This is a genomic window from Streptomyces sp. NPDC001315 (assembly GCF_042896175.1).
Classification (GTDB): domain Bacteria; phylum Actinomycetota; class Actinomycetes; order Streptomycetales; family Streptomycetaceae; genus Streptomyces.
On record NZ_JBIAWZ010000001.1, the window covers coordinates 187,525 to 212,309 of the forward strand.

At 71.2% G+C, this 24,785-nt stretch carries 23 protein-coding genes; 9 read left to right on the forward strand and 14 right to left on the reverse strand.

The features are described from left to right. Positions 1-178 precede the first annotated feature (178 nt). On the reverse strand, positions 179-1,900 hold the full coding sequence (gene leuA, locus ACFY16_RS00885; protein ID WP_390644933.1) for a 2-isopropylmalate synthase: 1,722 nt from the start codon (positions 1,898-1,900) through the stop codon (positions 179-181). Positions 1,901-2,231: 331 nt separating this feature from the next. Here leuA and ACFY16_RS00890 point away from each other — a divergent pair, with 331 nt between their 5' ends. The 4 genes from ACFY16_RS00890 to ACFY16_RS00905 all read left to right on the forward strand — a co-directional run bounded on the left by ACFY16_RS00890 (position 2,232) and on the right by ACFY16_RS00905 (position 6,259). Then, the gene (locus ACFY16_RS00890) at positions 2,232-3,296 is read left to right on the forward strand and encodes a M4 family metallopeptidase (protein WP_390644934.1); all 1,065 of its coding nucleotides are present in this window, start codon (positions 2,232-2,234) and stop codon (positions 3,294-3,296) included. Between the two features lie 21 nt (positions 3,297-3,317). Beyond that, complete coding sequence (locus tag ACFY16_RS00895; RefSeq protein WP_351140389.1) at positions 3,318-3,584, forward strand: protealysin inhibitor emfourin; 267 nt, start codon at positions 3,318-3,320, stop codon at positions 3,582-3,584. A gap of 55 nt (positions 3,585-3,639) precedes the next feature. Next, positions 3,640-4,965, forward strand: a complete 1,326-nt coding sequence (locus tag ACFY16_RS00900) for a GH1 family beta-glucosidase (RefSeq protein WP_390644935.1) — start codon at positions 3,640-3,642, stop codon at positions 4,963-4,965. Positions 4,966-5,026: 61 nt separating this feature from the next. After that, complete coding sequence (locus tag ACFY16_RS00905) at positions 5,027-6,259, forward strand: MFS transporter (RefSeq protein WP_390644936.1); 1,233 nt, start codon at positions 5,027-5,029, stop codon at positions 6,257-6,259. Positions 6,260-6,290: 31 nt separating this feature from the next. Here ACFY16_RS00905 and era read toward each other — a convergent pair whose 3' ends face one another. Then, the gene (era, locus tag ACFY16_RS00910) at positions 6,291-7,253 is read right to left on the reverse strand and encodes a GTPase Era (RefSeq protein WP_390644937.1); all 963 of its coding nucleotides are present in this window, start codon (positions 7,251-7,253) and stop codon (positions 6,291-6,293) included. A 165-nt stretch (positions 7,254-7,418) separates the two neighbouring features. Here era and ACFY16_RS00915 point away from each other — a divergent pair, with 165 nt between their 5' ends. Next, positions 7,419-8,729, forward strand: a complete 1,311-nt coding sequence (locus ACFY16_RS00915; RefSeq protein WP_390644938.1) for an ammonium transporter — start codon at positions 7,419-7,421, stop codon at positions 8,727-8,729. Next, the gene (locus ACFY16_RS00920) at positions 8,726-9,064 is read left to right on the forward strand and encodes a P-II family nitrogen regulator (RefSeq protein WP_390644939.1); all 339 of its coding nucleotides are present in this window, start codon (positions 8,726-8,728) and stop codon (positions 9,062-9,064) included. The genes ACFY16_RS00915 and ACFY16_RS00920 overlap by 4 nt, the downstream gene beginning before the upstream one ends. Here the strand turns inward: ACFY16_RS00920 and ACFY16_RS00925 are convergent. The 4 genes from ACFY16_RS00925 to ACFY16_RS00940 all read right to left on the reverse strand — a co-directional run bounded on the left by ACFY16_RS00925 (position 8,958) and on the right by ACFY16_RS00940 (position 12,859). Next, positions 8,958-9,992 (reverse strand): WxL protein peptidoglycan domain-containing protein, encoded by a 1,035-nt coding sequence (locus ACFY16_RS00925; protein ID WP_390644940.1) that lies wholly within the window; start codon positions 9,990-9,992, stop codon positions 8,958-8,960. The genes ACFY16_RS00920 and ACFY16_RS00925 overlap by 107 nt on opposite strands. A 95-nt stretch (positions 9,993-10,087) precedes the next feature. Continuing rightward, a complete protein-coding gene (locus tag ACFY16_RS00930) occupies positions 10,088-11,416 on the reverse strand; it encodes a beta-xylosidase (RefSeq protein ID WP_390644941.1) in 1,329 nt (442 codons plus the stop codon). Between the two features lie 185 nt (positions 11,417-11,601). Beyond that, complete coding sequence (locus ACFY16_RS00935) at positions 11,602-11,955, reverse strand: cytidine deaminase (protein ID WP_390644942.1); 354 nt, start codon at positions 11,953-11,955, stop codon at positions 11,602-11,604. A gap of 28 nt (positions 11,956-11,983) precedes the next feature. Then, the gene (locus tag ACFY16_RS00940) at positions 11,984-12,859 is read right to left on the reverse strand and encodes a helix-turn-helix transcriptional regulator (RefSeq protein WP_390644943.1); all 876 of its coding nucleotides are present in this window, start codon (positions 12,857-12,859) and stop codon (positions 11,984-11,986) included. Between the two features lie 90 nt (positions 12,860-12,949). Between ACFY16_RS00940 and ACFY16_RS00945 the strand changes: the two genes are divergently transcribed. Then, the gene (locus tag ACFY16_RS00945) at positions 12,950-14,389 is read left to right on the forward strand and encodes an MFS transporter (protein ID WP_390644944.1); all 1,440 of its coding nucleotides are present in this window, start codon (positions 12,950-12,952) and stop codon (positions 14,387-14,389) included. Here ACFY16_RS00945 and ACFY16_RS00950 read toward each other — a convergent pair. From ACFY16_RS00950 to ACFY16_RS00985, 8 genes are all read right to left on the reverse strand, one after another. Continuing rightward, the gene (locus ACFY16_RS00950; protein ID WP_390644945.1) at positions 14,374-15,402 is read right to left on the reverse strand and encodes a S66 peptidase family protein; all 1,029 of its coding nucleotides are present in this window, start codon (positions 15,400-15,402) and stop codon (positions 14,374-14,376) included. The genes ACFY16_RS00945 and ACFY16_RS00950 overlap by 16 nt on opposite strands. A 42-nt stretch (positions 15,403-15,444) precedes the next feature. After that, entirely contained in the window at positions 15,445-15,804 is a 360-nt protein-coding gene (locus ACFY16_RS00955; RefSeq protein WP_390644946.1) for an MmcQ/YjbR family DNA-binding protein, read from the reverse strand. Then, positions 15,801-17,111 carry a hemolysin family protein gene (locus ACFY16_RS00960; RefSeq protein WP_390644947.1) on the reverse strand — a complete coding sequence of 437 codons (1,311 nt, stop codon included), beginning with the start codon at positions 17,109-17,111 and terminating at the stop codon, positions 15,801-15,803. Before ACFY16_RS00960 ends, ACFY16_RS00955 begins: the two co-directional genes overlap by 4 nt. Then, positions 17,108-17,605, reverse strand: coding sequence for an rRNA maturation RNase YbeY (gene ybeY / locus ACFY16_RS00965; RefSeq protein ID WP_390644948.1), 498 nt, complete (start codon positions 17,603-17,605; stop codon positions 17,108-17,110). Before ybeY ends, ACFY16_RS00960 begins: the two co-directional genes overlap by 4 nt. A gap of 13 nt (positions 17,606-17,618) precedes the next feature. Then, positions 17,619-18,677 carry a PhoH family protein gene (locus ACFY16_RS00970; protein ID WP_390644949.1) on the reverse strand — a complete coding sequence of 353 codons (1,059 nt, stop codon included), beginning with the start codon at positions 18,675-18,677 and terminating at the stop codon, positions 17,619-17,621. A 141-nt stretch (positions 18,678-18,818) separates the two neighbouring features. Further along, positions 18,819-20,027 (reverse strand): carbohydrate kinase family protein, encoded by a 1,209-nt coding sequence (locus ACFY16_RS00975; protein WP_390644950.1) that lies wholly within the window; start codon positions 20,025-20,027, stop codon positions 18,819-18,821. A 73-nt stretch (positions 20,028-20,100) separates the two neighbouring features. Further along, a complete protein-coding gene (locus ACFY16_RS00980) occupies positions 20,101-21,408 on the reverse strand; it encodes a glucarate dehydratase family protein (protein WP_390644951.1) in 1,308 nt (435 codons plus the stop codon). Further along, entirely contained in the window at positions 21,405-22,301 is an 897-nt protein-coding gene (locus ACFY16_RS00985; RefSeq protein ID WP_390646064.1) for a 5-dehydro-4-deoxyglucarate dehydratase, read from the reverse strand. The genes ACFY16_RS00980 and ACFY16_RS00985 overlap by 4 nt, the downstream gene beginning before the upstream one ends. A gap of 173 nt (positions 22,302-22,474) precedes the next feature. Here ACFY16_RS00985 and ACFY16_RS00990 point away from each other — a divergent pair, with 173 nt between their 5' ends. Both ACFY16_RS00990 and ACFY16_RS00995 read left to right on the forward strand, forming a co-directional pair. Further along, the gene (locus ACFY16_RS00990) at positions 22,475-23,251 is read left to right on the forward strand and encodes an IclR family transcriptional regulator (RefSeq protein ID WP_390644952.1); all 777 of its coding nucleotides are present in this window, start codon (positions 22,475-22,477) and stop codon (positions 23,249-23,251) included. Positions 23,252-23,439: 188 nt separating this feature from the next. Beyond that, positions 23,440-24,780 (forward strand): MFS transporter, encoded by a 1,341-nt coding sequence (locus ACFY16_RS00995; RefSeq protein WP_390644953.1) that lies wholly within the window; start codon positions 23,440-23,442, stop codon positions 24,778-24,780. The last annotated feature ends 5 nt before the right edge of the window (positions 24,781-24,785 follow it).

Consider the following 24,785-nt stretch of genomic DNA (forward strand, 5'->3'; position numbering starts at 1 on the left):
TCCGTAAGGCCGCAGCAACATCGCTGCGCTTGCGTGATGTTAGCCACATCGGCGAGGCGGAGTCAGTACCCCGGACGAGACCTTTCCGTGACCTCCACGGGTGGATGGCCGGAAACCGACGGGGCCCTGGCCGCCGTGGAAGGCGGTCAGGGCCCCGAAATGCCCGGTCGGACAGGCTCTAGCGGGTCGCGCGGTTCACCGCGGAGACGACCGCCTTCAGCGACGCACGCGTCGTGTTCGCGTCGATGCCGATGCCCCACAGAACCTTGTCGCCGATCGCGCACTCGATGTACGAGGCGGCCTGCGCGGAGGCACCCTCGCTCATCGTGTGCTCCTGGTAGTCCAGCAGGCGTACGTCGACGCCGATCGACTCCAGGGCGTTGAAGAAGGCCGAGATCGGACCGTTGCCCGAGCCCGACAGGACCGTGTCCTCGCCGTCGACCGTCGCCTCGACGGTGAGGGTGTCCACGCCGTCGGTGTCGGTTGTCGACTGGCCGTTCCTGACCTGGATGCGACCCCACGGGTTCTCGGGGTTCGGCAGGTACTCGTCCTGGAAGACCGCCCAGATGTCACCGCCGGTGACCTCGCCGCCCTCGGCGTCCGTCTTCGCCTGGATGATCTTCGAGAACTCGATCTGCATCCGGCGCGGCAGGTCCAGCTTGTGGTCGTTCTTCAGGACGTACGCGATACCGCCCTTGCCGGACTGTGAGTTGACGCGGATGACGGCCTCGTAGGAGCGGCCGACGTCCTTGGGGTCGATCGGCAGGTACGGGACCGCCCACTCGATGTCGTCGACGGTGACGCCCTTGGCCTTGGCGTCGGCCTCCATGGCGTCGAAGCCCTTCTTGATGGCGTCCTGGTGGGAGCCGGAGAAGGACGTGTAGACCAGGTCGCCCACGTACGGGTGGCGCGGGTGGACCTCCATCTGGTTGCAGTACTCCCACGTACGACGGATCTCGTCGATGTCGGAGAAGTCGATCTGCGGGTCGACGCCCTGCGAGAACAGGTTCATGCCCAGGGTGACCAGGTCGACGTTGCCGGTGCGCTCGCCCTGCCCGAACAGGCAGCCCTCGACGCGGTCGGCGCCGGCCATCAGCGCCAGCTCGGCGGCGGCGACGGCGGTGCCGCGGTCGTTGTGCGGGTGGACCGACAGGCAGACGTGCTCGCGGCGGGAGAGGTTGCGGTGCATCCACTCGAAGCGGTCCGCGTGCGTGGAGGGCGTCGAGCGCTCGACCGTCGCGGGCAGGTTCAGGATGATCTCGCGGCCCGGGCCGGGCTGCCAGACGTCCATGACCGCCTCGCAGACCTCCAGGGCGAAGTCCAGCTCGGTGTCGGTGAAGATCTCGGGGCTGTACTGGTAGCCGAACTCCGTCTCCGGGCCCAGCAGCTTCTCGGCGTACTCCACGACCAGCCGCGTGCCGTCGACGGCGATCTGCTTGATCTCGTCCCTGGAGCCGCGGAAGACGACCCGGCGGAAGACCGGGGCGGTGGCGTTGTACAGGTGGACGGTGGCGCGGCGGGCACCCTTCAGGGACTCCACCGTGCGCTCGATCAGGTCCTCGCGGGCCTGGGTCAGCACGGAGATCGTCACGTCGTCCGGGATCGCGCCCTCTTCCTCGATGATCGAGCGCACGAAGTCGAAGTCGGTCTGGCCGGAGGCCGGGAAGCCGACCTCGATCTCCTTGTAGCCCATCTTGACCAGCTGGTCGAACATCCGGCGCTTGCGCTCGGGCGACATGGGGTCGATCAGGGCCTGGTTGCCGTCGCGCAGGTCGGTGGAGAGCCAGCGGGGGGCTACGGTGATCCGCTTCTGGGGCCAGGTGCGGTCCGGGATGTCGACCTGCTCATAGCGGCCGTACTTGTGGATCGGCATGGAACTGGGCTGCTGGCGGTTCGCCATGATGCGTGGGCTCCTCGAGAAGGTGTCCGACGGGACGGCCGACGACGCAACGCCAAGCTCCGCGGGGAGGGAGTCGGCCTCGACTACAGGCCCTCGCCGCGGCAGCTAAGGAGAAGCAGCCCGAAACGCATGATGCTCCGCAGCCTAGCCGAGCCGCACCGGATGCGCGGGCCTGTTCCAGTATGCGGGACCGGCGGGGCAAGGGGAGCAAAGTGGACAAAAAGTGCTCCATACCACTCCGTGACGACGACCGGAGCCCTTTGCCCCCGTATTTCACCAATCATGGTTGCGGGTAGTGACAGCGAAATAACGCAGTGCAAAGGTGCCGAGCATGACGACACACGGGGGCTCCGAGCCCGTCTTCTGCACGATCATCCCGCCACACGTTCTCGACAAGCTCGCCCAGCACGAGGACCCCGCGCTCTCCGGTCCCGCCCGCCGCTCCCTGGAGCGCGACGCCCTCGAGCGCACCCGCCGCCGGCTGACCACCGTCGTGGGCGCCCCGGCCGTCGCCGCGGCGGCCGAGACCGGCAAGCCGCAGCGCACCGTCTACGACGCCCGCCACCGCACCGACCTGCCCGGCAAGAAGGTGCGCGGCGAGAGCGACAAGCCCACCAAGGACGCCACGGTCAATCGCGCGTACGCGGGCCTGGGCGCCACCTTCGAGCTGTACCTGAGCGCCTACCAGCGCGACTCGATCGACGGCAACGGCCTGCCGCTGGACGCGACCGTGCACTACGACACGGACTACAACAACGCGTTCTGGAACGGCGAGCAGATGGTGTTCGGCGACGGTGACGGCGAGATCTTCCTCGACTTCACCATCCCGGTCGACGTCATCGGGCACGAACTCACCCACGGCGTCACGCAGTACACGGCGAACCTCGCCTACTTCGGCCAGTCCGGCGCGCTCAACGAGTCGCTGTCCGACGTCTTCGGCTCGCTCATCAAGCAGTACACGCTCGGCCAGACCGCCGCCGAGGCCGACTGGCTGATCGGCGCGGGCCTGCTCGCCCCGCGCGTCACCGGCGTCGCGCTGCGCTCGATGAAGGAGCCGGGCACGGCGTACGACGACGACGTCCTCGGCAAGGACCCGCAGCCCGCGACCATGGACGACTTCGTGCACACCAACCGTGACAACGGCGGCGTCCACATCAACTCCGGCATCCCCAACCACGCCTTCTGCCTCGCCGCCACCGCCCTCGGCGGCCACGCCTGGGAGCGGGCGGGCCAGGTCTGGTACGACGTGCTGACCGGCGGCGAACTGAAGAAGGACGCGCTGTTCGCCGACTTCGCCACGCTGACCGTCAAGGCGGCCCGGGGCCGCTACGGCGAGGGCGAGGAACTCCAGGCGGTACTGAAGGCCTGGGAGCAGGTCGGGGTGCGCACCCTCTAGTTCCGTACTAGACAGGGACCTATGCGTATTCAGGTGAGGCGCACGGGCGGATTCGCGGGCATCGAGCGGTACGCCGAGGTGGACACCTCGGGGCGGCCCGATGCCCACGAGTGGCAGGCCCTGGCCGAGCAGGCACACGCCGCCGGCCGGGGCACGCCGCCCATCGGAGTGCCGGACGGTTTCAGCTACGAGATCACGGTGGACGGGAAGACCGTGTACGCGGCGGACCCCCGGCTGACGGAGGAGCAGCGGAAGCTGATCTCACGGGTGCTGAAGGAAGGGGCGTAGGGGACTCAACCGGCAGTTCACGCCCGGGCGTTGACTTCTGTTACCGCAGGTACGGATGATCCGGCCCATGGCGACGAACCCGATACCTCAGTTCCCGGCGTCCCCGGACAGCTTCCTGTGGGGCGTCTCCACCTCGGCCCACCAGATCGAGGGGGCCACGGACGGGCGCGAGCCGTCCGTGTGGGACGCGTTCACGGCCGAGCCGGGACGGGTGAAGGACGGCTCGACGGCGGCGGTGGCCTGCGACCACTACCACCGCTACCGCGAGGACGTGGCACTCCTGGCCGGCCTGGGCGTGGACGCCTACCGCTTCTCCGTCTCCTGGCCGCGGGTGAACTCCCCAGGCGGCCTCGACTTCTACGACCGCCTGGTGGACGAGCTGTGCGCGGCGGGCGTCCGCCCCGTCCCGACGCTCTTCCACTGGGACCTTCCGGTGCAGCTGGACTGGCTGGACCGGGACACGGCGGCCCGGTTCGCCGAGTACGTGTCGGTGGTCGCGGCACGGCTCGGTGACCGCGTCACCAAGTGGATCACCCTCAACGAGCCCGCGGAACACACCCTGCTGGGCCACGCCCTCGGCGCCCACGCCCCTGGCAAGCAACTCCTCTTCGACGCGCTCCCGGTCGCCCACCACCAGCTGCTGGCCCACGGTCTGGCCGTACGGGCGCTGCGCGCGGCGGGCGCCACGGACATCGGCATCGCCAACTCGCACGGCCCGACCTGGCCGGCGTCGCAGGACCCGGCGGACCTGGAGGCGGCCGGCTTCTACGACCTCCTGCTGAACCGCCTGTTCGCGGAGCCGCTGCTGCTGGGCCGATATCCCGAGGGCCTGGGCGAGTTGATGCCCGGAGACGTGGCAGCGGACCTGAAGGTCATCGCGGAACCGATCGACTGGTACGGCATCAACTACTACGCCCCGACGAAGGTGGGCTCCCCACAGGGCGCGGAGATCGAGTTCGGCGGTCTGACGCTTCCGGCCGAACTCCCCTTCTCCGTGCGGGAGATCGAGGACCGCCCGATGACGGACTTCGGCTGGCCGGTGGTCCCGGAGGGCCTGACGGAGCTGCTCACCACCTTCCACGAGCGCTACGGCGACCGGCTCCCGCCCGTCGTCATCACCGAGAACGGCTGCTCCTACGAGGGCCTCGACGACCAGGACCGCATCGCCTACCTGGACGGCCACCTGAGGGCGCTGCACCGGGCGATGGATGCGGGCGTGGACGTACGGGGCTACTTCGTGTGGTCGCTGCTGGACAACTTCGAGTGGGCGGAGGGCTACGCACGCCGCTTCGGCCTGGTCCACGTCGACTACGAGACCCTGACGAGGACCCCGAAGGCGTCGTACGCCTGGTTCCGGGACGTGCTGCGGGCCCAGAGATGACGGCCGCCGAGCCCTCGCCCGCTCATGCTCTCGCCGAGCCCGTCATGGGGGTCCCCCCGGTTTGAGCGAAGCCGAGAACTGGGGGAGGGTCGGCCGGGGGTGGACGGCGGCACTCGCGCTCGCCAACGGGGCGATCTGGGTCGGCTGGTTCGGTCCGCTCCAGATCCTGCTGGCCTCCCAGTCCGAGGACTTCGCGCCCGGCTCCGGGATGTCGAAGGAGACGATGCTGGCGTGGGTCACGGGCGTGGGCGCGGTCGTGTCCCTCGTCGCCAATCCGCTGTTCGGCGCGCTGTCGGACCGCACCACGGCCCGCCGGGGCCGCCGTACGCCGTGGATCGTGGCCGGGGCGGCGGGCGGCGCGCTGTCGCTGCTGCTGCTCGCGGGCGCGGACGGCGTGTGGACGATGACGGCGGGCTGGTGCCTGGTCCAGCTGACCCTGAACGCGGCCTTCGCGGCGATCACGGCAGCGGTCCCCGACCGCGTGCCCCGGCTGCAACGGGGCGCGGTCGGCGGCTGGTTGGGCGCGGCCCAGGTCCTGGGCGTGGTCGGCGGCACGGGCCTGGCGACGGCGGCGGGCGGCATCGGGGCCGGATACGTGGCGTGCGCGGTGTTCACGATGGCCGGCGTACTGCCGTACGTCCTGCGCCACGAGGATCTACGGCTGTCCCCCGCGGACCGCCCCGCATGGTCCGTCCGCGGCTTCCTGACGGGCTTCTGGCTGAGCCCGCGCCATCACCCGGACCTGGCCTGGGCCTGGCTGACCCGCTTCCTGATCAACCTGAGCAACGCGCTGGTGCTGCTGTACCTGCTGTACTACCTGCGGGACCGCCTGCACTACGACGACCCCGACGAGGGAGTCCTGATCCTCACGGCGGTGAACGCCCTGACCCTCCTCGCGACGGTCGTCGTCGGCGGCGTCTGGTCGGACCGGGTCGGCCGCCGCAAACCCTTCGTGGTCTGGTCGGGCGTCCTGATGGCGGTAGCCACAGCGGCCCTGTCGGCCTGGCAGACCTGGCCGGGAGCCGTCGTCGCGGCGGCGGTCCTGGGAGTCGGCTTCGGCGTCTTCACGTCGGTCGACTTCGCCCTGATGACGGACGTCCTGCCGAAAGCCTTGAACCGGGGCAAGGACCTGGGCGTGATCAACATCGCCAACGCCCTCCCCCAGGTGGCGGCCCCGGCCCTCGCCGCGCCGATCGTGACGTATCTCGGCGGCTACCGGGTGCTGTACCTGGTCGCGGCGGTGATCGGGGTGGCGGGGGCGGGGTTGGTGGGGCGGATCCGGGGGGTTGACTGACACCGGCCCGCCCGGTCCGATGTCCGAAGGCTCAGAAGCCGAGCTTCCGGAGCTGCCTGGGGTCCCGCTGCCAGTCCTTCGCCACCTTCACGTGCAGGTCCAGGAACACCGGGGTGCCCAGCAGCGCCTCGATCTGCTTGCGGGACTTGATGCCGACGTCCTTGAGCCGCTTGCCCTTGGGGCCGATGATGATCCCCTTCTGGCTGGGCCGCTCGATGTAGACGAAGGCGTGGATGTCGAGGAGCGGCTTGTCGGCGGGCCGGTCCTCGCGCGGCAGCATCTCCTCCACGACCACGGCGATGGAGTGCGGGAGCTCGTCGCGTACGCCCTCCAGCGCCGCCTCCCGGATCAGCTCCGCCACCATCACCTGCTCGGGCTCGTCCGTCAGGTCGCCCTCGGGGTAGAGCGCGGGTCCCTCCGGCAGCAACGGAACGATCAGGTCGGCGAGCAGGTCCACCTGCTTGTCCCCGACCGCCGACACCGGAATGATCTCGGCCCACTCGAAGCCGAGCTCCGCGCCGAGCCGGTCGATCGCGATGAGCTGTTCGGCCAGCGTCTTGCTGTCCACCAGGTCGGTCTTCGTGACGATCGCGATCTTCGGCGTCTTCTTGATCGACGCCAGCTCCTTCGCGATGAAACGGTCACCGGGACCGAGCTTCTCGTTCGCCGGCAGGCAGAAGCCGATCACGTCGACCTCGGCCCACGTCGTGCGGACGACGTCGTTGAGCCGCTCGCCGAGCAGCGTGCGCGGCTTGTGCAGCCCGGGGGTGTCCACCAGGATCAGCTGGGCATCCGGCCGGTGCACGATGCCGCGCACCGTGTGCCGCGTCGTCTGCGGCTGGTTCGCCGTGATCGCCACCTTCTGGCCGACCAGAGCATTCGTCAGGGTGGACTTGCCCGCGTTGGGGCGGCCCACGAAGCAGGCGAAGCCGGCGCGGTGAGGGACCTCGGCCGGCTGTTCGGATGACTGGGTACGAACGCTCATGCCGCCCATTCTCCCTGATCCACAAGCCCCCGCCGCACGCAGCGCGAACCACCCGCCAACGGTGAGGTTCCGGAAACCACCCTGCAACACGAAACGCCACCGAAACACACCCGTACACAACCGGAAACGCACAGCCGTGACCCTCTGACGAGCCCCCACTTCGTTGGAGACCCCGTGACCCTCGCCGCAGCGCGCATCGACACCGGCGACACCGCCTGGCTGCTCGCCGCCACCGCCCTCGTCCTGCTGATGACTCCGGGCCTGGCCCTCTTCTACGGCGGTATGGTCCGCACGAAGAGCGTCCTCAACATGCTGATGCTGAGCTTCGTGTCGATCGCCCTGGTCACGGTCGTATGGCTGGCGGCCGGATACTCCCTCGCCTTCGGCGACGACCTCGCGGGCGGACTGATCGGCGGCCTCGACCACGCCGGTATGTCCGGCCTCGGCCCCGACAGCGTCCAGGGCACCGTCCCCACCCTCCTCTTCGCCACCTTCCAGCTCACCTTCGCGATCGTCACGGCCGCGCTGATCAGCGGCGCGGTCGCGGACCGGGTGAAGTTCGGGGCGTGGCTGGTCTTCGTTCCCGTCTGGGCGCTGCTCGTATACGTCCCCGTCGCCCACTGGGTCTGGGGCCCCGGCGGCTGGATCCTGGACCACCTCGGCGCCCTCGACTTCGCCGGCGGACTCCCCGTCGAGATCACCTCCGGCGCCTCCGGTCTCGCCCTCTGCCTGGTCCTCGGCCCCCGCCTGGGCTTCAAGAAGGACGCGATGCGCCCGCACAACCTCCCCATGGTGATGCTGGGCGCCGGTCTCCTCTGGTTCGGCTGGTTCGGCTTCAACGCCGGCTCGGCCCTCGGCGCGAACGGCCTCGCGGCCGCCGCCTTCCTCAACACCCTCGCCGCCGGCAGCACCGGCCTGCTCGGCTGGCTCTTCGTCGAGCAGCGCCGCGACGGCCACCCCACCACCCTGGGCGCGGCCTCCGGCGCGGTCGCGGGCCTGGTCGCCATCACCCCGTCCTGCGGTTCGGTCTCCCTGCTCGGCGCCCTGGTCGTCGGCCTCGCCGCCGGTGTCGTCTGCTCGTACGCGGTGAGCTGGAAGTTCAAGCTGAACTACGACGACTCCCTCGACGTCGTCGGCGTCCACCTGGTCGGCGGCGTCGTCGGCACCCTCCTCATCGGCGTCTTCGCCACCGCCGAGATGACCGGCGGCGCCGAGGGCCTCCTCTACGGCGGCGGGCTCGCCCAGCTCGGCAAGCAACTGGTGGCCGTGGCGGCCGTGGCGGCGTACGCCTTCGGTGTCACGTACGGCATCGGCAAGCTGCTCGACCGGCTGATCGGCTTCCGCGCGAGCGAGGAGCAGGAGCACACCGGCCTGGACCTTACGGTGCACGCCGAGACGGCTTACGATCACGGGGTCCTGGGCCACGGCGCCCCGGTCGGCCACTCCGTCCTCCCCACCGCCCAGAAGGTCAAGCCCCAGGCATGAAGCTCATCACCGCGATCGTCAAGCCGTACCGCCTCGACGAGGTCAAGGCGGCCCTGCAGGAGCTCGGCGTGCACGGTCTGACCGTCACCGAGGCCAGCGGCTACGGCCGTCAGCGCGGCCACACCGAGGTGTACCGCGGCGCCGAGTACCAGGTCGACCTGGTGCCCAAGGTCCGTATCGAGGTCGTCGTGGAGGACGCCGACTCGGACGCCGTCATCGACGCGATCGTCAGGGCCGCGCAGACGGGGAAGATCGGGGACGGGAAGGTGTGGGCAGTGCCCGTCGAGACGGTCGTCCGGGTACGGACCGGCGAGCGCGGACCCGACGCGCTCTGACCAGCAGCACCCCGCCGACGACCCCCGCGGCGAACACCACCGCCACCACCAGCCACGGCAGGGCGAGGAACGAGGCGCTCGCCGATTCGCGGGTGTCCCGCGCGCTGGCCGTCAGCGTGACGTCCCCCCGGTCGAGCTGGGGCGCGCCGTGCCAGGGCTCGCTGAGCCGGACGCGCTGCCCCGGCAGCAGCTCGGAGGGGATCTTCGTCAGCGTGCGGGCGAGGAGCGTACGGCCGAACAGGCCCCGCGCCCTCAGCTCCACCTTCGGCTCGAGGGTGACGTTGCCCGTGTTGCTCAGGGTGTAAGAGATCGTCGCCGTGCTGTCGCCGAGGCCGGGCACGAGGGGCTGATGGTGGGTGACGTGGACGTCCTCGACGGAGATCGCGGGCATGGTGGGTCCGCTCACCCGTAGGTAGACGCGGGCGCCGACGGCCCGCTGCACCCCGACGGCGAGTGATCCGCCGCCGGGGTCGACGCGCTCGTCGAGCGCCACGACGGCTCCCGGGTGGTCGCCCGGTTCGGCGTCCTTCGGCACGCGGAGCGTGAAGGGCACGGTGACCGACTTGTGGGCGGGGACGGTGACCCGGGACCGCGCGGGCTTCGCCCACGCGCCCACGCCCCGCATCCGCTCCTTCGCCGTCCGCACGGCGAACCCCCCGTCGCGGTCGGTGTTGTAGGCGTCGGCCGCGTAGAGGCGGAAGGACAGGGGCTTGCCGGTCTTGTTGGCGACGACGACCTTGTCCTCGATCGTCTGGCCGGGGTCGGCGGAGAGGGAGAAGTAGGGCCGTGCGGCGACGGCCGAGGAGGCGGGGTAGACGGACCAGCTGCCGTTGTCGGCGGCGTGCGCGGGAGCGCCCGCGACGGCGAGGAAGAGGCTCAGGAGCAGGAGGAGGACGTACAGGTACGACTTGCGCACGGGTGCGGACATGGGTGCGGACCCCCCACGGGCGTAACGGAGTCGAGGTGGACGGGCGGGTGCGGACCTGTGGGGCGGGCGCCCGGCCACCGGAACGCTGGGTGGTGTCAGGTGAGCGTGAGCGTGAGGATGCCGGAGTACGTTCCTGGCGGAGTGAACTCCGGGACGTTCAGGGACAGTTGGGCGTCCACGGTGAACTCGCCGCCGGTGAGCGTGCCGTCGGGGGCGGCGGCCAGCGTCGCTCCCGAAGCGCCCACCGTGCCCGCCGAACCGGCCTGGCAGGTGCTCGGGCTGCCCGCCTTGGTGGCGCAGGCGGGGGTCCAGCCCAGCCTGCCGGCGTCGATCTTGGCGCCGGGTCCGGTGAAGTCGGTGACCTTGCCGGTCAGGGACCAGCCCGCGGGTCCGCCGCGGAAGTCCTTGACGGTCACCGTCTGCAGGGACCCGGTCGAGGCCCCGCCCTTGCCGAAGTCGACCCCGGTCAGCTGCACGGCGTCCCCGGCCTGGGACATCGACAGCGTCCCCGCCCTCACCGTGGTGGTCAGTTTCTGGCTGCCTTCGGGTACGGGCGTGTTGTCGATGACGACATAGGCGGCGGGTCCCGCGCCCTTGCCCGAACTCCACGCGCCGCCCTCGTAGGCCACGACCCCGGTGGTCGTCCTGTCGTTGACGACGAGCGGGCCGCTGAAGGCACCCCGGTCGTCCGCGGTCACGGTCGCCGTGTCCGCGGTCTGCGCGGTCCCGGCCCGGCCGGCCAGGGTGACGGTCGCGCCCGGCGTGAAGTTGCCGCCGGTGACGGTGACGCTGTCACCGGGGTTGCCGGAGGCCGAACTCAGCGTGATGGCACGGATGTTGGGCTGGCTCACGTCCGTCGCGGTGACGGTCTCGGAGACCGGCGCGGGCGGCGTGATGACGGTGCACGGGGTGTCCAGCTCCAGGATGTAGCTGGTGTGGATGTTGTAGTCGCCGGGCGAGAGCGTGATCGCGCCGGGTGCGGTGACCGTGAACGTGCCGGTCATGGAGAACGACGGGAAGGCGCCCTTCCCCGGCACCGGGGTGTTCTTCTTCGGCCCCGCGACCGTGACGCTGCCGGTCTGCGCCCCGCCGAGGGTGACCTTGCCGGTCGGCGTCATGATGTCGGCCGGCAGGGCGAGGTCGGTGGGGTTGCTCGCGGCGGGTGCGACCACCGTGTAGGTCACGGTGACGGTTTCGCCGACCTTGGGGCTGGCGTTGTCCACCGCGACGCTCGCGGTGGTGGTGCCGTCGATCGGCGGGATGCCCGCGATCTCGGGCGGGATGCAGTGCGTGGCGAAGTCCACGTTCGTGGACGCGGCTCCGGCCGGACAGGCCAGCGCGCCCCCCGCGGTGACCGCGAGCGCGGTCGCCCCGAGCAGCGACGCCCACCGGCACCTTCGGGATCTTCGGGGTGTCGGACCCATGCTTGCCCCCTTTGAGGGATGCGGGCGCAGCGGCTCGTCTGCGCCGACAGGGGGCCATTGATGTGCAGGTCGCGTGAGAAGTCAATGGAGATGCGGCAGAGGAACTGACACTCCATCAGGTTTCCTGCCGCTTTCGACTCCGTTCGGGCCGAAGCGGGGTTCCGGGGGCGGCCCCCCGGGGGATCTCAGCCCGCGGAGACGGTCTCCCGAACCGTGCCGTCCGGTGAAGCCACCAGCACCGGTGTCCGCGGCCCGCCCAGATCCCGTACCGCCGCCCGGTCCTCCGCGGACGCGGACTCCGCCTCGGTCACCACCGCCGCCGCCTCCAGTGATGTCGCCCCGGACGCCACCGCCATGGCGACAGCCGTCTGCAGGGCGCTCAGCTTCAGGGAGTCGAGAGCGACGGTGCCGGCCACGTACGTACGGCCGGTCTCGTCCCGTACGGCAGCCCCCTCGGGCACACCGTTGCGGGCCCGGGCGGAACGGGCCAGGGTGACGATCTTGCGGTCCTCGGGGTCAAGCGCGTTGCTGTCGGTCATGCCCTGAGCATACGAAGAACCGCGCCGCTCACCCGGCCACGGGGTACATCGCCCCGCGCCTGCCCTCCGGAGAGGCCAGCCACTCCAGCTTCGCCGCGGTGTTCGCCTCGTCGAGCGGGGTGTGCAGCACGATCGTCAGATCGGGCCGGGCCGGCACCTTCATCGCCGTCGACTCCACGACCAGCAGCCCGACCAGCGGATGGTCGAGCTCCTTGCGGATCTGGCCGGCGTCCTCGATGTCCCGCTCCGCCCACAGCTCGGTGAACTCCGCGCTCGTGGCCTTCAGCTCGGCGACCACCTGCTGGAACCCCTCGTCGTCGGGGCAGGCGGAGCACGCCGCCCGGAACTGCGCGACGACCGTGCGCGCGTTGCGCTCCCAGCTGTTGCTCCGGGACCGGTACAGCTCATCGGTGAAGAAGTCGACGATGCAGTTCTGCGTGGTGCCGGGACGCATGCCGAGCACCATCGCGGCGGCGTCGTTGTACATCACGCAGTTGTAGTACATGTCCATGATGTGCGCCGGATACGGCATCCAGGTGTCGATCACCCGGCGCAGCCCGTCGCACATGTCCCGCTTCTCGGGCGCCACTTCGGGCGCCGGCGGGTTCAGCCCGGCGAGGACGTACAGATGGCGGCGCTCGGCGTTGCTGAGCCGCAGCACGCGGGCGACGGAGTCGAGGACCTGCGGCGAGACGGAGATGTCCCGGCCCTGCTCCAGCCACTGGTACCAGGACGCGCCCACCCCGGCGAGCACGGCGACCTCTTCGCGGCGCAGACCGGGCGTGCGGCGCCGCGCCCCGCCGTCCGGCAGGCCCGCCTCGGCCGGGGTGACCCGGGCCCGCCTGCTGACCAGGAACTCGCGCAGTTCACGCAGCCGATGACTTTTCAGCGCGTCCTCAGGCACGTACAGATCCCCCTCGTGCTGTCTGGTGGTGCCACCACCACCATAAGTTCTGACTCCCCATGGTTATTCCGGCCGCCGGAAGCTCTTGCCATGGCGATCGAAACCACCACCTCACCCACCGCTCCCGTGCGGGATCCGCTCGGCAGCGCCGACACTTCCGGCAGTACCCGCCTGTCGACGCGCGACAAACTCGTCCTCTTCGTCCTGTGCGCGGCCCAGTTCATGGTCGCCTTGGACTTCTCCGTCCTGAACGTGGCCCTGCCCGCCCTCGGCGCCGACCTCGGCATGAGCACCTCCGCCCTCCAGTGGGCGGTCACGGCGTTCGCGCTGCCGTCCGGCGGGTTCCTGCTGCTCTTCGGCCGCATCGGCGACCTCTACGGCCGCCGCCGGCTGTTCCTGACCGGCCTGACCCTGTTCGGCGCGGCCTCGCTGCTGGCCACGTTCGCCTGGGACCCGGCGTCCTTCCTCGCCGGACGCGCCCTGCAGGGCCTGGGCGCGGCGGCGATCGTGCCGACCGGCATGTCCCTGCTGACCACGACCTTCCCCGAGGGCCCGGCCCGGGACCGCGCCCTCGGCATCTCCGGCACCCTGCTGTCGCTGGGCTTCACCATCGGCATGGTGGCCGGCGGTGGGCTGACCGACGCGCTCGGCTGGCGCTCGACGATGGGCCTGCTGACCGTCTTCGCCCTGATCGTGCTGCCGCTGGCCCCGGGCCTGCTCCCCGAGTCCCGCACCCCGGACCGCCCCCGACTGGACGTGCCCGGCGCGGTCACCGTCACCGGCGGTCTGCTGTCCCTGATCTACGCCCTCTCGACGGCCGCCGACCACGGCTTCGCCCGCAGCGACGTCGTCACCACACTGATCGCGGGCCTCCTGCTGCTGGCCGCCTTCGTCGCCGTCGAGTCCCGCGCGCACGCACCCCTGGTCTCGCTGCCCATGCTGCGCCGCCGCACGGTGGCCTGGGGCAACCTGGGCGGTCTGGTCACCTTCTCGATGATGTCGACGGTCGTCTTCGTGCTGACCCTGTACCTCCAGGACGTCCTGCACCTGTCGGCCTTCGAGACCGGCCTGGTCTTCGGCGTCCAGGGGGTGCTGTCGGTCGTGGCGGGCTCGTTCACCCCGAAGGTCATCGGCCGCTTCGGCGCCCGCCGCACGCTGGTCGGCTCGCTCGCCGGCCAGGGCGCGCTCGTCGCCGCGCTGCTGGGCCTGAACTCCCACACCTGGTCGGTGTGGCTCGCCACGGCCGCCGTCTCCCTGGCCAGCATGTTCCATCTCGGCGCGATCATCTCCTACGGTCTCACGGCCACCTCCGGCGTCCCGGACGAGGAACAGGGCCTGGCCACCGGCCTGGTCACCTCGACCCAGCAGATCGGCCTCACCGTCGGCATCCCACTGCTGGGCGTCCTGGCCACCACGTCGGACGACCTGCTGGCCGGCGTGCACACCGTGCTGGCCCTGGACGCGGCGATCGTGCTCGTGGCCTGCGTGCTGGTGGCGCTGGGACTGCGCCGGACTCAGCCGAGGATCTGAGTGAGCTCGCTGCGCGTGGCCGTGTGGACGACACGGCCACGCGCTCCGTTCACGATCGGCATATACGGCGGTACGTGGCCGCACTCGACATCGGCGACGATCGGCACGTTCAGCGAGCCGAGGGCGTCGAGGACCGCTTCGTGCTGGGTGAGGGTGCGGCCGTCCGGCGCCTTGGTCCGGCCGACGAGGACGGCGTTCGCCGCGTCGAAGAAGCCGGCCAGGCGCATGCCGTGCAGGTTGCGGCAGATGGTGTAGGCGTTGTCCTCGCACGCCTCGACGTACACGAGCAGCCCCTCCGGAGCCGAACTCCGCGCGAAGGACGCGACGTCCAGGTACGGCGTTCCCGCGAGATTGACGAGGGTCTCGATGCAGCCGCCGATCAGCCGGCCCTCGACGTCCACGTCTGCGTCGCCGTCGAGGCGGGTCCACCGGCCGGGGGTGTCGAGGGTGAGGTCGCGGACGTCCGGGTGGGCCCGGTAGTCGTCCCAGCCCGTCGAGCGGTAACGGCCCGGCGGGGTCTGCGCGAACGGCCGGCCCTGGGGTGCGGCGACGATGTCCAGCCAGGTCAGCAGCCCCTCGGGCGCCCGATAGGGCGTGTCCATGAGGTTGTTGCCGTGCACGGTCGCCGTCCCGGTCAGCAGGGTCAGCGGTGTCGCCACCGTCGAGATGTCGGACCAGCCGACCAGCCAGGTCGGTTCGGCCGCCCGCAGCCGGTCCCAGTCGAGCAGCGGCACCAGGTCGATCGCCGTCTCCCCGCCCCACGGCGGCACCACGGCCCGGACGGCGGGGTCGGTCAGCATGTCCATCAGCTCGGCCGCGCGGTCGGCGGCGGGTGCGCTGAGGTGCCCGTCACCGTCCATGCACCGCCCGACGACCACCTCGTACCCGCGCGCCTGCAGATCACCGACCGCCACGTCCAGCCGCCCGCGCAGTTCCTTCGGGACCCCGCTGGACGGAGACGTGATGCCGACACGGTCACCGGGGCGCAGAGGGCGCGGGTATCGAACAGTCATGCGCTGGATTCTGACACGCGGTCAGACTGCCCCGCCAAGGGTTTACGGCCGGTCCAGCCGCAGCCGCTCCGCCCGCGGCAGCCCGGCCACCACCAGGTCGTACGAGTCCTCGACGAGCTCCCGGACCAGCCGGGCGGGAAGCTCACCGTCGACCGTGACGGTGTTCCAGTGGCGCTTGTTCATGTGGTAGCCGGGGATGATCAGGCCGGGATACTCGCCCCGCAGCCGGACCGCGTCCTCCGGGTCGCACTTGAGGTTGACCGTCAGGGGCCGCGCGCCCAGGTTCGACAGGGCGAAGAGCTTGCCCAGGACCTTGAAGACGGACGTCTCCGGGTTGAACGGGAAGTCCTCCACGGTCGCGTTGAAGGACAGGCACAGGGCGCGCAGCTCCTTGGGGGTCACTCCGGCTTCGTCTCCTCGTCGTCAGGCGGGTCGACGGGGTCCACCGGCTCCACCAGCACCGTCACGATCTTGTTCCGGCGGCCGGCGGAGGCCTCCGCGGTCAGACGCAGTTCACGCCCGTCGGGGAGTTCGACCACGGACGACGCCCCGGCGATGGGCACCCGGCCCAGCGCCTTCGCCAGCAGTCCGCCGACGGTCTCCACGTCCTCGTCGTCGTACTCGTCCAGGCCGTACAGCTCGCCGAGGTCGGTGATGTCGAGGCGGGCGGTGACCCGGTAGCGGTCGTCGTCCAGCTCCACCACCGGCGGGAGTTCGCGGTCGTACTCGTCGGTGATCTCGCCGACGATCTCCTCGAGGATGTCCTCGATGGTGACGATGCCGGCCGTGCCGCCGTACTCGTCGATGACGACGGCGACGTGGTTGCGGTCCTGCTGCATCTCGCGCAGCAGGTCACCGGCGTTCTTGGTGTCGGGCACGAAGGCGGCCGGCCGCATGGCCGTCGACACCAGCTCGCTCTCCGCGTCCCGGCTGATGTGCGTCTTGCGGACGAGGTCCTTCAGGTACACGATCCCGACTATGTCGTCCTCGCTCTCGCCCGTGACGGGGATGCGCGAGAAACCGGAGCGCAGGGCCAGGGTGAGGGCCTGACGGATGGTCTTGTAGCGCTCGATGACGACGAGGTCGGTGCGCGGGACCATGACCTCCCGTACGAGCGTGTCGCCCAGCTCGAAGACCGAGTGCACCATGCGGCGCTCGTCGTCCTCGATGAGGGACTCCTTCTCGGCGAGGTCGACCAGCGCGCGCAGCTCGGCCTCGGAGGCGAACGGGCCGCGGCGGAAGCCCTTGCCGGGAGTGAGGGCGTTGCCGATGAGGATGAGCAGCGACGGGATCGGGCCCATGATCCGCGCGAGCGGCAGCAGCACGTACGCCGCCGCCGTAGCCGTGTTCAGGGGGTGCTGGCGGCCGATGGTGCGCGGGGAGACGCCGACGGCGACGTACGACACGAGGACCATGACCGCGATGGCGACCAGGAGGGCCTCGGCGGTGGCGTCGAACTCCTTCAGGCAGGCGTACGTGACCAGCGCGGCCGCCGCCATCTCGCACACGACGCGGACCAGCAGCGCCACGTTGAGGTAGCGGGTCGGGTCGGCGGCGATCTGGGCCAGCTTCGCGCTGCCGCGGCGGCCGGACTTCACGGCCTCCTCGGCGCGGAAGCTGGAGACGCGCGCGAGGCCCGCCTCCGCGCAGGCGGCGAGCCAGGCGACGACGACCAGGGCGATCGCGCCGAGGACGAGTTGCGGACTCATGAGACGGTCGGGGCCGGGGACGGGCCGGTCAGGCCCTTCTCCGCACGCCAGCCGTCCACGATGGCCGCCTGGAGGCCGAACATCTCGGTCTTCTCGCCGGGCTCCTCGTGGTCGTAGCCCAGCAGGTGCAGCACGCCGTGGACGGTGAGCAGCTGGAGCTCCTCGTCCATGGAGTGCTGCGTGGGCGCTTCCCTGCCCTGCCGCTCGGCGACCTCCGGGCACAGCACGATGTCGCCGAGGAGGCCCTGCGGGGGCTCGTCGTCGTCCTTCGACGGCGGACGCAGTTCGTCCATCGGGAAGGACATGACGTCCGTGGGCCCCGGCAGGTCCATCCACTGGATGTGCAGCTGCTCCATGGCGTCGGCGTCCACGACGATCACCGAGAGCTCGGAGAGCGGGTGGATGCGCATCCGCGCGAGCGCGTAACGGGCGATGTCGAGGATCGCCTGCTCGTCGACCTCGGTTCCGGACTCGTTGTTGACGTCGATCGACATGGTGCTGGCTTGTCTACTTCCGCTTGTTACGGCTGCCCTTGTGGGTGCCGTTCTCCGTACCGTTCTCGCTGTCGTACTTCTCGTACGCGTCGACGATACGGCCGACCAGCTTGTGCCGGACGACATCCTGGGACGACAGCCGGGAGAAGTGGACGTCGTCGAGGCCCTCCAGGATCTCCTGGACCTGGCGCAGACCCGACTTCGTGCCGTTCGGCAGGTCGACCTGCGTCACGTCACCCGTGATCACGATCTTCGAGTCGAAGCCGAGGCGGGTGAGGAACATCTTCATCTGCTCGGGGCTCGTGTTCTGGGCCTCGTCCAGGATGATGAAGGCGTCGTTGAGCGTACGGCCGCGCATGTAGGCCAGTGGCGCGACCTCGATGGTCCCCGCTGCCATCAGGCGTGGGATCGAGTCCGGGTCGAGCATGTCGTGCAGGGCGTCGTACAGCGGGCGCAGGTACGGGTCGATCTTCTCGTAGAGGGTGCCGGGGAGGAAGCCGAGGCGCTCGCCCGCCTCCACCGCCGGGCGGGTCAGGATGATGCGGTTGACCTGCTTGGACTGCAGGGCCTGGACCGCCTTGGCCATGGCGAGGTAGGTCTTGCCGGTACCGGCGGGGCCGATGCCGAAGACGATCGTGTGCTTGTCGATCGCGTCGACGTACCGCTTCTGGTTGAGGGTCTTGGGACGGATCGTGCGACCGCGCGAGGACAGGATGTTCTGCGTCAGTACCTCGGCCGGGGTCTCCAGGCCGTCGTTCGTCCCGTTCTCACTTGCCCTCAGCATGGCGATCGAGCGTTCCACTGCGTCCTCCGTCATCGGCTGCCCGGTGCGGAGCACCAGCATCATCTCGTCGAACAGGCGCTGGATGAGGGCGACTTCCCGCGGGTCGCCGACGGCGCTTATCTCATTGCCCCGGACGTGGATGTCGGCCGCCGGGAAGGCCGTCTCGATCACGCGCAGAAGGGAGTCGCCGGACCCCAGTACGGTCACCATGGGGTGCTGGGCGGGGACGGTGAACCGTGCTCTCGCCTGCCCCTGCGCGGGGCTGTGAGCTGTGGGTGTCTGAGTCATGGGCCGGCTCTGTAGGCCTGCGGTTCCTCCTCGTCACGGCCGCGCAGCTGAGGGCGGCCTCGCGATTCCAAGGGTACGACGGTGCACCGACAACGCCGTAGGGCTTTTCCGCACCGGAATCACTCGGGTACCGTCCGCCGCTCACGCCGACCGCCCGAACCCGATCGTCGGCACCGCCCTCCGCAGCGGCCACGGTCTGACCTGCTCCTCCCCCGGCAGCAGGCGGTCCAGGAACGCGTACCGGCGCAGCGCGGCCGGATCCTGCTCCTCGACCGACTGCACCCGGCGCCACCAGGCCGCGATCTCCGCCCAGCCGGGGGCGGACAGCGAGCCCCCGAACTCCTGGACGGAGAGGGCGGCGGTGAGGCCTGCGAAGGCCAGGCGGTCGGCCAGCGGCCAGCCCGCCAGGGTGCCCGTGACGAAGCCCGCCACGAAGACGTCGCCGGCGCCGGTCGGGTCGAGGGCCTCGACGGCGATCGCCGGGACCTCGGCGGTCTCGCCCGTGCGCCGGTCCACCGCGTACGCGCCCTCCGCACCGAGGGTGACGACGGCGAGCGGTACGTGTGCGGTGAGGGCGTGGGCGGCGGCGCGGGGGGAGTCGGCGCCGGTGTAGCGCATGGCCTCCTCGGCGTTCGGCAGGAACGCCTCGCAGTGTCGAAGGTCGGGCAGGCCCGCCAGGTCCCAGGCGCCGGTGTCGTCCCAGCCGACGTCCGCGAAGATGCGGGTGCCCTCGCGGGCGGCCTGGGCGATCCAGGGGGCGCCGCGCCTGCCGGGCGTGAGCGAGGCGACGGCGGCACGCGCGCGTGGGGCGTGGTCGGGAGCGCCCCCTTGGAGGCGCACGGCTTCGGGGGGCGGCTCGTGGCCGTGGGAGACCATCGTGCGCTCGCCCTCGTACGCCATGGAGACGGTGACCGAGGAGTGCCAGCCGCGGACCTTGCGGGACGGCGAGAGGTCGATGCCCTCGCCCTGCTCCAGCGCGTCCCAGCAGTACTCGCCGTAGTGGTCGTCGCCGAAGGCCGCCGCCAGGGACGTCCGCAGGCCGAGGCGGGCCAGCGCGGTGGCCATGTTGGCGACGCCTCCGGGGCTCGACCCCATTCCGCGCGCCCAGGTCTCCGTCCCGCGCACCGGGGCGGAGTCGAGCCCGGTGAAGACGATGTCGAGGAACACGGTGCCGGTGAGGTACACGTCCCAGGGCGGGTCGTCCGGGGTGCGCAGGGCGGACAGAGGGTCGATGTGGGCCTGACAGTGCTGCGGTCCCTCGGTGATGGGCGACGGTCCCTTTCCGGTGGACGCGTTGGACGCGGTCACGTGGCGCTCCCTGACGTGGTGCGGATCTGGCCAGTGTGCCATCCGCGCCTTTTTCCGGGCTCGGTTCACCTCCGGAGCCCGGAAGCCTGTGTCGGGGCGCCGCCCGTGCCCAGGCCTACCAGCGGGGCATCGACGGCGTGACCCACCCGGGGTCCGCGACGCGCATCGCCGCCGCGTCGTCGCGGTCCCGGAGCGATCCGTCGTCTTCGAGCCACCGTCGGTGCAGGAGCGCCAGCTTGTCGCGGTCGAGTTCGACGCCCAGCCCCGGTGCGTCCGACACGGCGACCTTGCCGGCCTCGAAGGTGAGGCGTTCGGTGAGGACGTCCTCCGACTGCCAGGGGTAGTGGGAGTCGCAGGCATGGTGGAGGCCCGGGACGGTGGCGGCGACATGGGTCATCGCGGCGAGGCTGATGCCGAGATGGGTGTTGGAGTGCATGGACACCCCGACGCCGAAGGTGCCGCAGATGGCGGCGAGTCGCTGGGTGTTGCGCAGGCCGCCCCAGTAGTGGTGGTCGGAGAGCACGACCTGGACGGCGTCCTTCGTGAACGCCTCCTTGATCTCGGCGAAGGTCGTCACGCACATGTTGGTGGCGAGCGGTACGTCGGTCCCGGCGGAGACCTCGGACATGGCCGGGGTGCCGAGCGCCGGGTCCTCCAGGTATTCGAGGACGCCTCCCAGTTCCTTCGCGACCTTCAGTGACGTCTCCACCGACCAGGCGCCGTTGGGGTCGAGGCGCAGGGGATGCCCGGGGAAGGCCTCCGCCAGGGCCCGTACGGCGGCGATCTCCTCGTCCGGCGGGAAGACACCGCCCTTGAGCTTGAAGGACGTGAAGCCGTAGCGCTCCTTGAACCTGCGTGCCTGCTCGACGACTCCGGCCGGGTCGACCGCGGCACCCCAGTCGTCCTTCTCGGCGGCGACGCCCTCCGGGTGGTCGGCCCACTTGTAGAAGAGGTACGCGCTGTACTCGACCGCGTCCCGCACCTTCCCGCCGAGCAGCGTGTGCACGGGCAGGCCGAGGGCCTTGCCGAGGGCGTCGAGGCAGGCCACCTCGAAGCCGGAGACGACGGACAGGCGCAGCTTGTCGGCGGTCTGGACGCCGCGCAGTCCGCCGACGTCGACCTGCCCGGAGACCCGGGAGTCGTCCACGGACACCTCGTCGGCGATGGTGAACAGGCCGTTCAGGTCGGAGACCTGCCGTCCGACCAGCCGGTTGGCGAACGGCCGGGCCAGTTCGAGGTACTTGGTGTCGCCGTACGTCTCCCCGATGCCCGTGATCCCGTCCGCCGTCACCACCTCCACGACCAGCCGGGGCGTGTACGGCTGGTGCACGCCCTGCGTGTTCAGCAGCGGCGGGTCGGCGACCAGGATCGGTGTCAGCCGGACCTCGGCGACGGTCAGATCACGAGAGGCCGTGGCGGTCACAGGGCGGCTCCTACGAGGTCGAGTCCGGCGGTCAGGACGGTCCTGAGGTCGGCGAGGTCGGTGGCCGACGGGTCGGTGAGCGGGGCGCGCACGGGGCCGACGGGGCGACCGCGCAGCCGGGCCGCGGCCTTCACCAGGGACACCGCGTATCCGGGGGTGCGGTCGCGGAGTTCGACGAGCGGGACGTAGAAGTCGCGCAGCAGCCGGTCGGCGGTCTTGTCGTCGCCGTCGCGCAGAGCGCTGTGGAAGGCGTTCGCGATCTCGGGGGCGAAGGCGTGGACGGCGGAGGAGTAGGCGGGGACGCCGACGGCCGCGTAGGCGCGGGCCTGGATCTCGGCGGTGGCGGCGCCGTTGAAGAAGAGGAAGTCCTCGGGCGCGTTGAGGGTGAGGCGCTGGAGGCGGTCGAGGTCGCTGTGGCCGTCCTTGAGACCGATGACGCCGGGGATCCGCGTGATGCGCCGGAACGCCTGCACACCGTAGGCGACCTGGCCGCGCTGGTAGGCGATGAGCGGCAGCCGGGTGCGGGCGGCGAGCTGTTCCAGCTGCGCGACGAGGCCGTCCTGCGGGGCGGCGACCAGGTAGTGCGGCAGGACGAGGAGCGCGTCGGCCCCGGCGTCCTCGGCGACGCGGGCGAAGCGCAGCGCCTGCGCCCAGCCGTAGCCGACGCCCGCGACCACGGGCACGCGGCCCGCCGTCTCCTCGACGGCGGCGGAGACGACCCGTCGGTACTCGTCCTCGTCGAGCGAGAAGAACTCGCCGGTGCCGCAGGCGGGAAAGAGGGCGCCGGGCCCGGTGGCGAGCTGGGCCGCGAGGTGGGCGCGGAAGCCGTCCAGGTCGAGGGAGCCGTCGTCGTGGAAGGACGTGAGCGGGAAGGACAGCACGCCGTTCGCCATCCCGTCCCGGAGTCTGCGCACCACGGTCTGTGTCTGCGCGTCACCTGTCACGGCGCCATCTCCCCATGTAGACGTTATCCATGTATGAAAACCGAGATTAGATACACGAACTGCCGCCGTCAACGGCGCGACGCGGCCCTCTTGATGCGCCCCGCCACGCATACGATCGGCACATGTCGGAGACAGGGGGCGTCCGCGAGGTGAAGTCCGCGGCGCGCACGGTCGAGCTGCTGGAACTGCTCGCCGCACGCGGGGACCGGCCGGCGCGTCTTCAGGAGCTGGCGGACGAGCTGGGCGTGCCACGCAGCTCGATGTACGCGCTGCTCCAGACGCTGGTCTCGCGTGCCTGGGTGCGCACGGACGACACCGGCTCCCTCTACGGCATCGGCATCCACGCCCTGCTCACCGGCACCAGCTACCTCGACTCCGACCCGCACGTCCGGCTCGTACGCCCGTTCCTCGACGAGGCCTCGGAGGCGCTCGGTGAGACGATCCACCTCGGGCGGCTGGACGGACGCAACGTGGCGTATCTGGCGACGCGCGAGTCGCACGAGTACCTGCGGACCATCAGCCGGGTGGGGCGCCGGCTGCCCGCGCACGTGGGCGCCCTGGGCAAGGCGCTGCTGGCGGAACGGCCGGACGAGGAACTCCCCGAGGGCCCCTACGAGGCCCTCACCCCCAACACCCGCACGACCCGCGCCTCCCTGGCCGCCGACCTCGCCGGAGTGCGGGCCCGCGGCTACTCCGTCGACCGCGAGGAGGGCGTCCTCGGCATCGCCGGCTTCGGCTTCGCACTGCGCTACGACGTTCCGGCACAGGACGCGATCAGCTGCTCGGTGCCGGTGGCCCGGCTCACGCCGGAGCACGAGGAGCGGATCGTCGCCGTGATGCGGGAGGTCCGGGCGAGGATCGAGGAGACGGCGCCGGGGCGGGCGCGCGGGGTGCGGTGAGCCGGCGGTAGCGCTCGCATTTACCCGAGCTCCCCCGCCCCAAACACAACGTGCCCCACATCACACCCCCCGCCCTTCTTCTCGAACCGCGTGCTTGATACAAATTGCCCGCGCGTTCCTGTCCGTCGACGGTCGTTGCCCAACCCCCCTTTCTTGAGCCGCTCCTTTCGCATGCCCCGGGAACGCCCGTGTTCGCCCCTCGCACCACCCCCTGGCCCCTCGTCGCCCTTTTCACGGCCGGGTACCTCGCCCCGTATCTGCTGCCCACCACCGTCGGCAGGCTGGACGCGGGACTGCCGCTGTCCGCCACGCAGGCGGGGGCCGTCGGCAGTGCCCTGCTGCTGAGTTCGGCGTCGGCCGGGTTCGTCCTCGCGTCGCGGGTCGAGCGGATCGGGGCGCGGCGGCTGGCCCGGATCGGCCTCGCGCTCGCCGCGTTCGGCTACGGCGGGGCCGCCCTCACCCACTCCGTACCGGCCGTCGTCCTCGGCGCGCTGGTGGGCGGCTTCGGGTCCGGTACGGCCACCACGGTCGCCGCCACCCGGATCGCCGCCGAACGCGACCCGCACCGCGCCTCCGCACTCGGCCTGCTCGGTGTGTCCGCGCTCGCGGGCGTCGTCTATCTGACGGTGCCGCATCTCGGCCGGGGCCACGGCCAGCCGCTCGCCGCGATCGCCCTGACCGCTCTCGCCGTCTGGCCCCTGACGAGCCGTCTCCCGGGCCGTACGGCCCTCCCGCAGACCCGGCGGCAGCGAGCCCGACTCCCCCATCTCCGCTCCGGGCTCGTCCTCGCCGGGGCCATGCCCTGCTGGTCCCTCGTCCAGAACTCCCTCTGGGGAGTCAGCGGCCGCATCGGCCTGACCCAGGCGCATCTCACCGAGGCCGCCGTCGGTGTCGTCTTCGCCGTCGCACTGGGGGCCGGCCTGCTGGGGGTCCTGGGCGCGGGAGCGCTCGGGCCGCGGCTGGGCCGGGCGCTGCCCATCGGGGCCGGTACCGCGCTCATCGCCGGCTGCGTCGTGGCCAGCGCGTCCGCGACCGACCTGACGACCTTCGCCGCCGGCGAGATCGCGTGGAACCTCCTGTACCCGGTGGTCCTTTCGTACCTCATCGGCCTCGCCGCCTCGCTCGACCCGCGCGGCCGCTGGGCGGTGCTCGTCGGCTCCGCGTCCTCGCTGGGTACGGCGGCGGGACCGCTGACCGGCAGTCTCCTGTCGGCGCGGGCCGGCTTCCCCGACATGGGTGCCGTCCTCGCCGCCGGGCTGCTCGTCGTCGCCGTACCCATGACCGCCGTCGCCCTGCACACCGCCGGCCGGCCGCTGCTGCCGGGCACGGTCCGGCGGCGGGGCGGCACACCGGCCGCCGTGGTCGCCGCCTCCACCGGGGCGCCGACGGGAGCGGTCCCGCAGGTGGGTGCGCCGGAGCAGGCGGTCGTGGAGATCACGGTGGACGCACCCGCGGTTTCCGCCCGGGGCGCCTACGACACGGCGGGTCCCCGGCGGGCGGCTGCCGCACCGGGGCCCTCGGCCGACTAGGGACA

Coding starts and splice junctions, on each gene's coding strand:
- ACFY16_RS00920 (WP_390644939.1), top strand. CDS start 8,726: ATGAAGCTCATCACCGCGATCGTCAAGCCGTACCGCCTCGACGAGGTC.
- ACFY16_RS00950 (WP_390644945.1), bottom strand. CDS start 15,402: ATGACTGTTCGATACCCGCGCCCTCTGCGCCCCGGTGACCGTGTCGGC.
- ACFY16_RS00970 (WP_390644949.1), bottom strand. CDS start 18,677: ATGACTCAGACACCCACAGCTCACAGCCCCGCGCAGGGGCAGGCGAGA.
- ACFY16_RS00895 (WP_351140389.1), top strand. CDS start 3,318: ATGCGTATTCAGGTGAGGCGCACGGGCGGATTCGCGGGCATCGAGCGG.
- ACFY16_RS00935 (WP_390644942.1), bottom strand. CDS start 11,955: ATGACCGACAGCAACGCGCTTGACCCCGAGGACCGCAAGATCGTCACC.
- ACFY16_RS00960 (WP_390644947.1), bottom strand. CDS start 17,111: ATGAGTCCGCAACTCGTCCTCGGCGCGATCGCCCTGGTCGTCGTCGCC.
- era (WP_390644937.1), bottom strand. CDS start 7,253: ATGGGCGGCATGAGCGTTCGTACCCAGTCATCCGAACAGCCGGCCGAG.
- ACFY16_RS00890 (WP_390644934.1), top strand. CDS start 2,232: ATGACGACACACGGGGGCTCCGAGCCCGTCTTCTGCACGATCATCCCG.
- ACFY16_RS00985 (WP_390646064.1), bottom strand. CDS start 22,301: ATGGCGAACGGCGTGCTGTCCTTCCCGCTCACGTCCTTCCACGACGAC.
- ACFY16_RS00945 (WP_390644944.1), top strand. CDS start 12,950: ATGGCGATCGAAACCACCACCTCACCCACCGCTCCCGTGCGGGATCCG.
- ACFY16_RS00975 (WP_390644950.1), bottom strand. CDS start 20,027: ATGGCACACTGGCCAGATCCGCACCACGTCAGGGAGCGCCACGTGACC.
- ACFY16_RS00930 (WP_390644941.1), bottom strand. CDS start 11,416: ATGGGTCCGACACCCCGAAGATCCCGAAGGTGCCGGTGGGCGTCGCTG.
- ACFY16_RS00900 (WP_390644935.1), top strand. CDS start 3,640: ATGATCCGGCCCATGGCGACGAACCCGATACCTCAGTTCCCGGCGTCC.
- ACFY16_RS00925 (WP_390644940.1), bottom strand. CDS start 9,992: ATGTCCGCACCCGTGCGCAAGTCGTACCTGTACGTCCTCCTCCTGCTC.
- ybeY (WP_390644948.1), bottom strand. CDS start 17,605: ATGTCGATCGACGTCAACAACGAGTCCGGAACCGAGGTCGACGAGCAG.
- ACFY16_RS00990 (WP_390644952.1), top strand. CDS start 22,475: ATGTCGGAGACAGGGGGCGTCCGCGAGGTGAAGTCCGCGGCGCGCACG.
- leuA (WP_390644933.1), bottom strand. CDS start 1,900: ATGGCGAACCGCCAGCAGCCCAGTTCCATGCCGATCCACAAGTACGGC.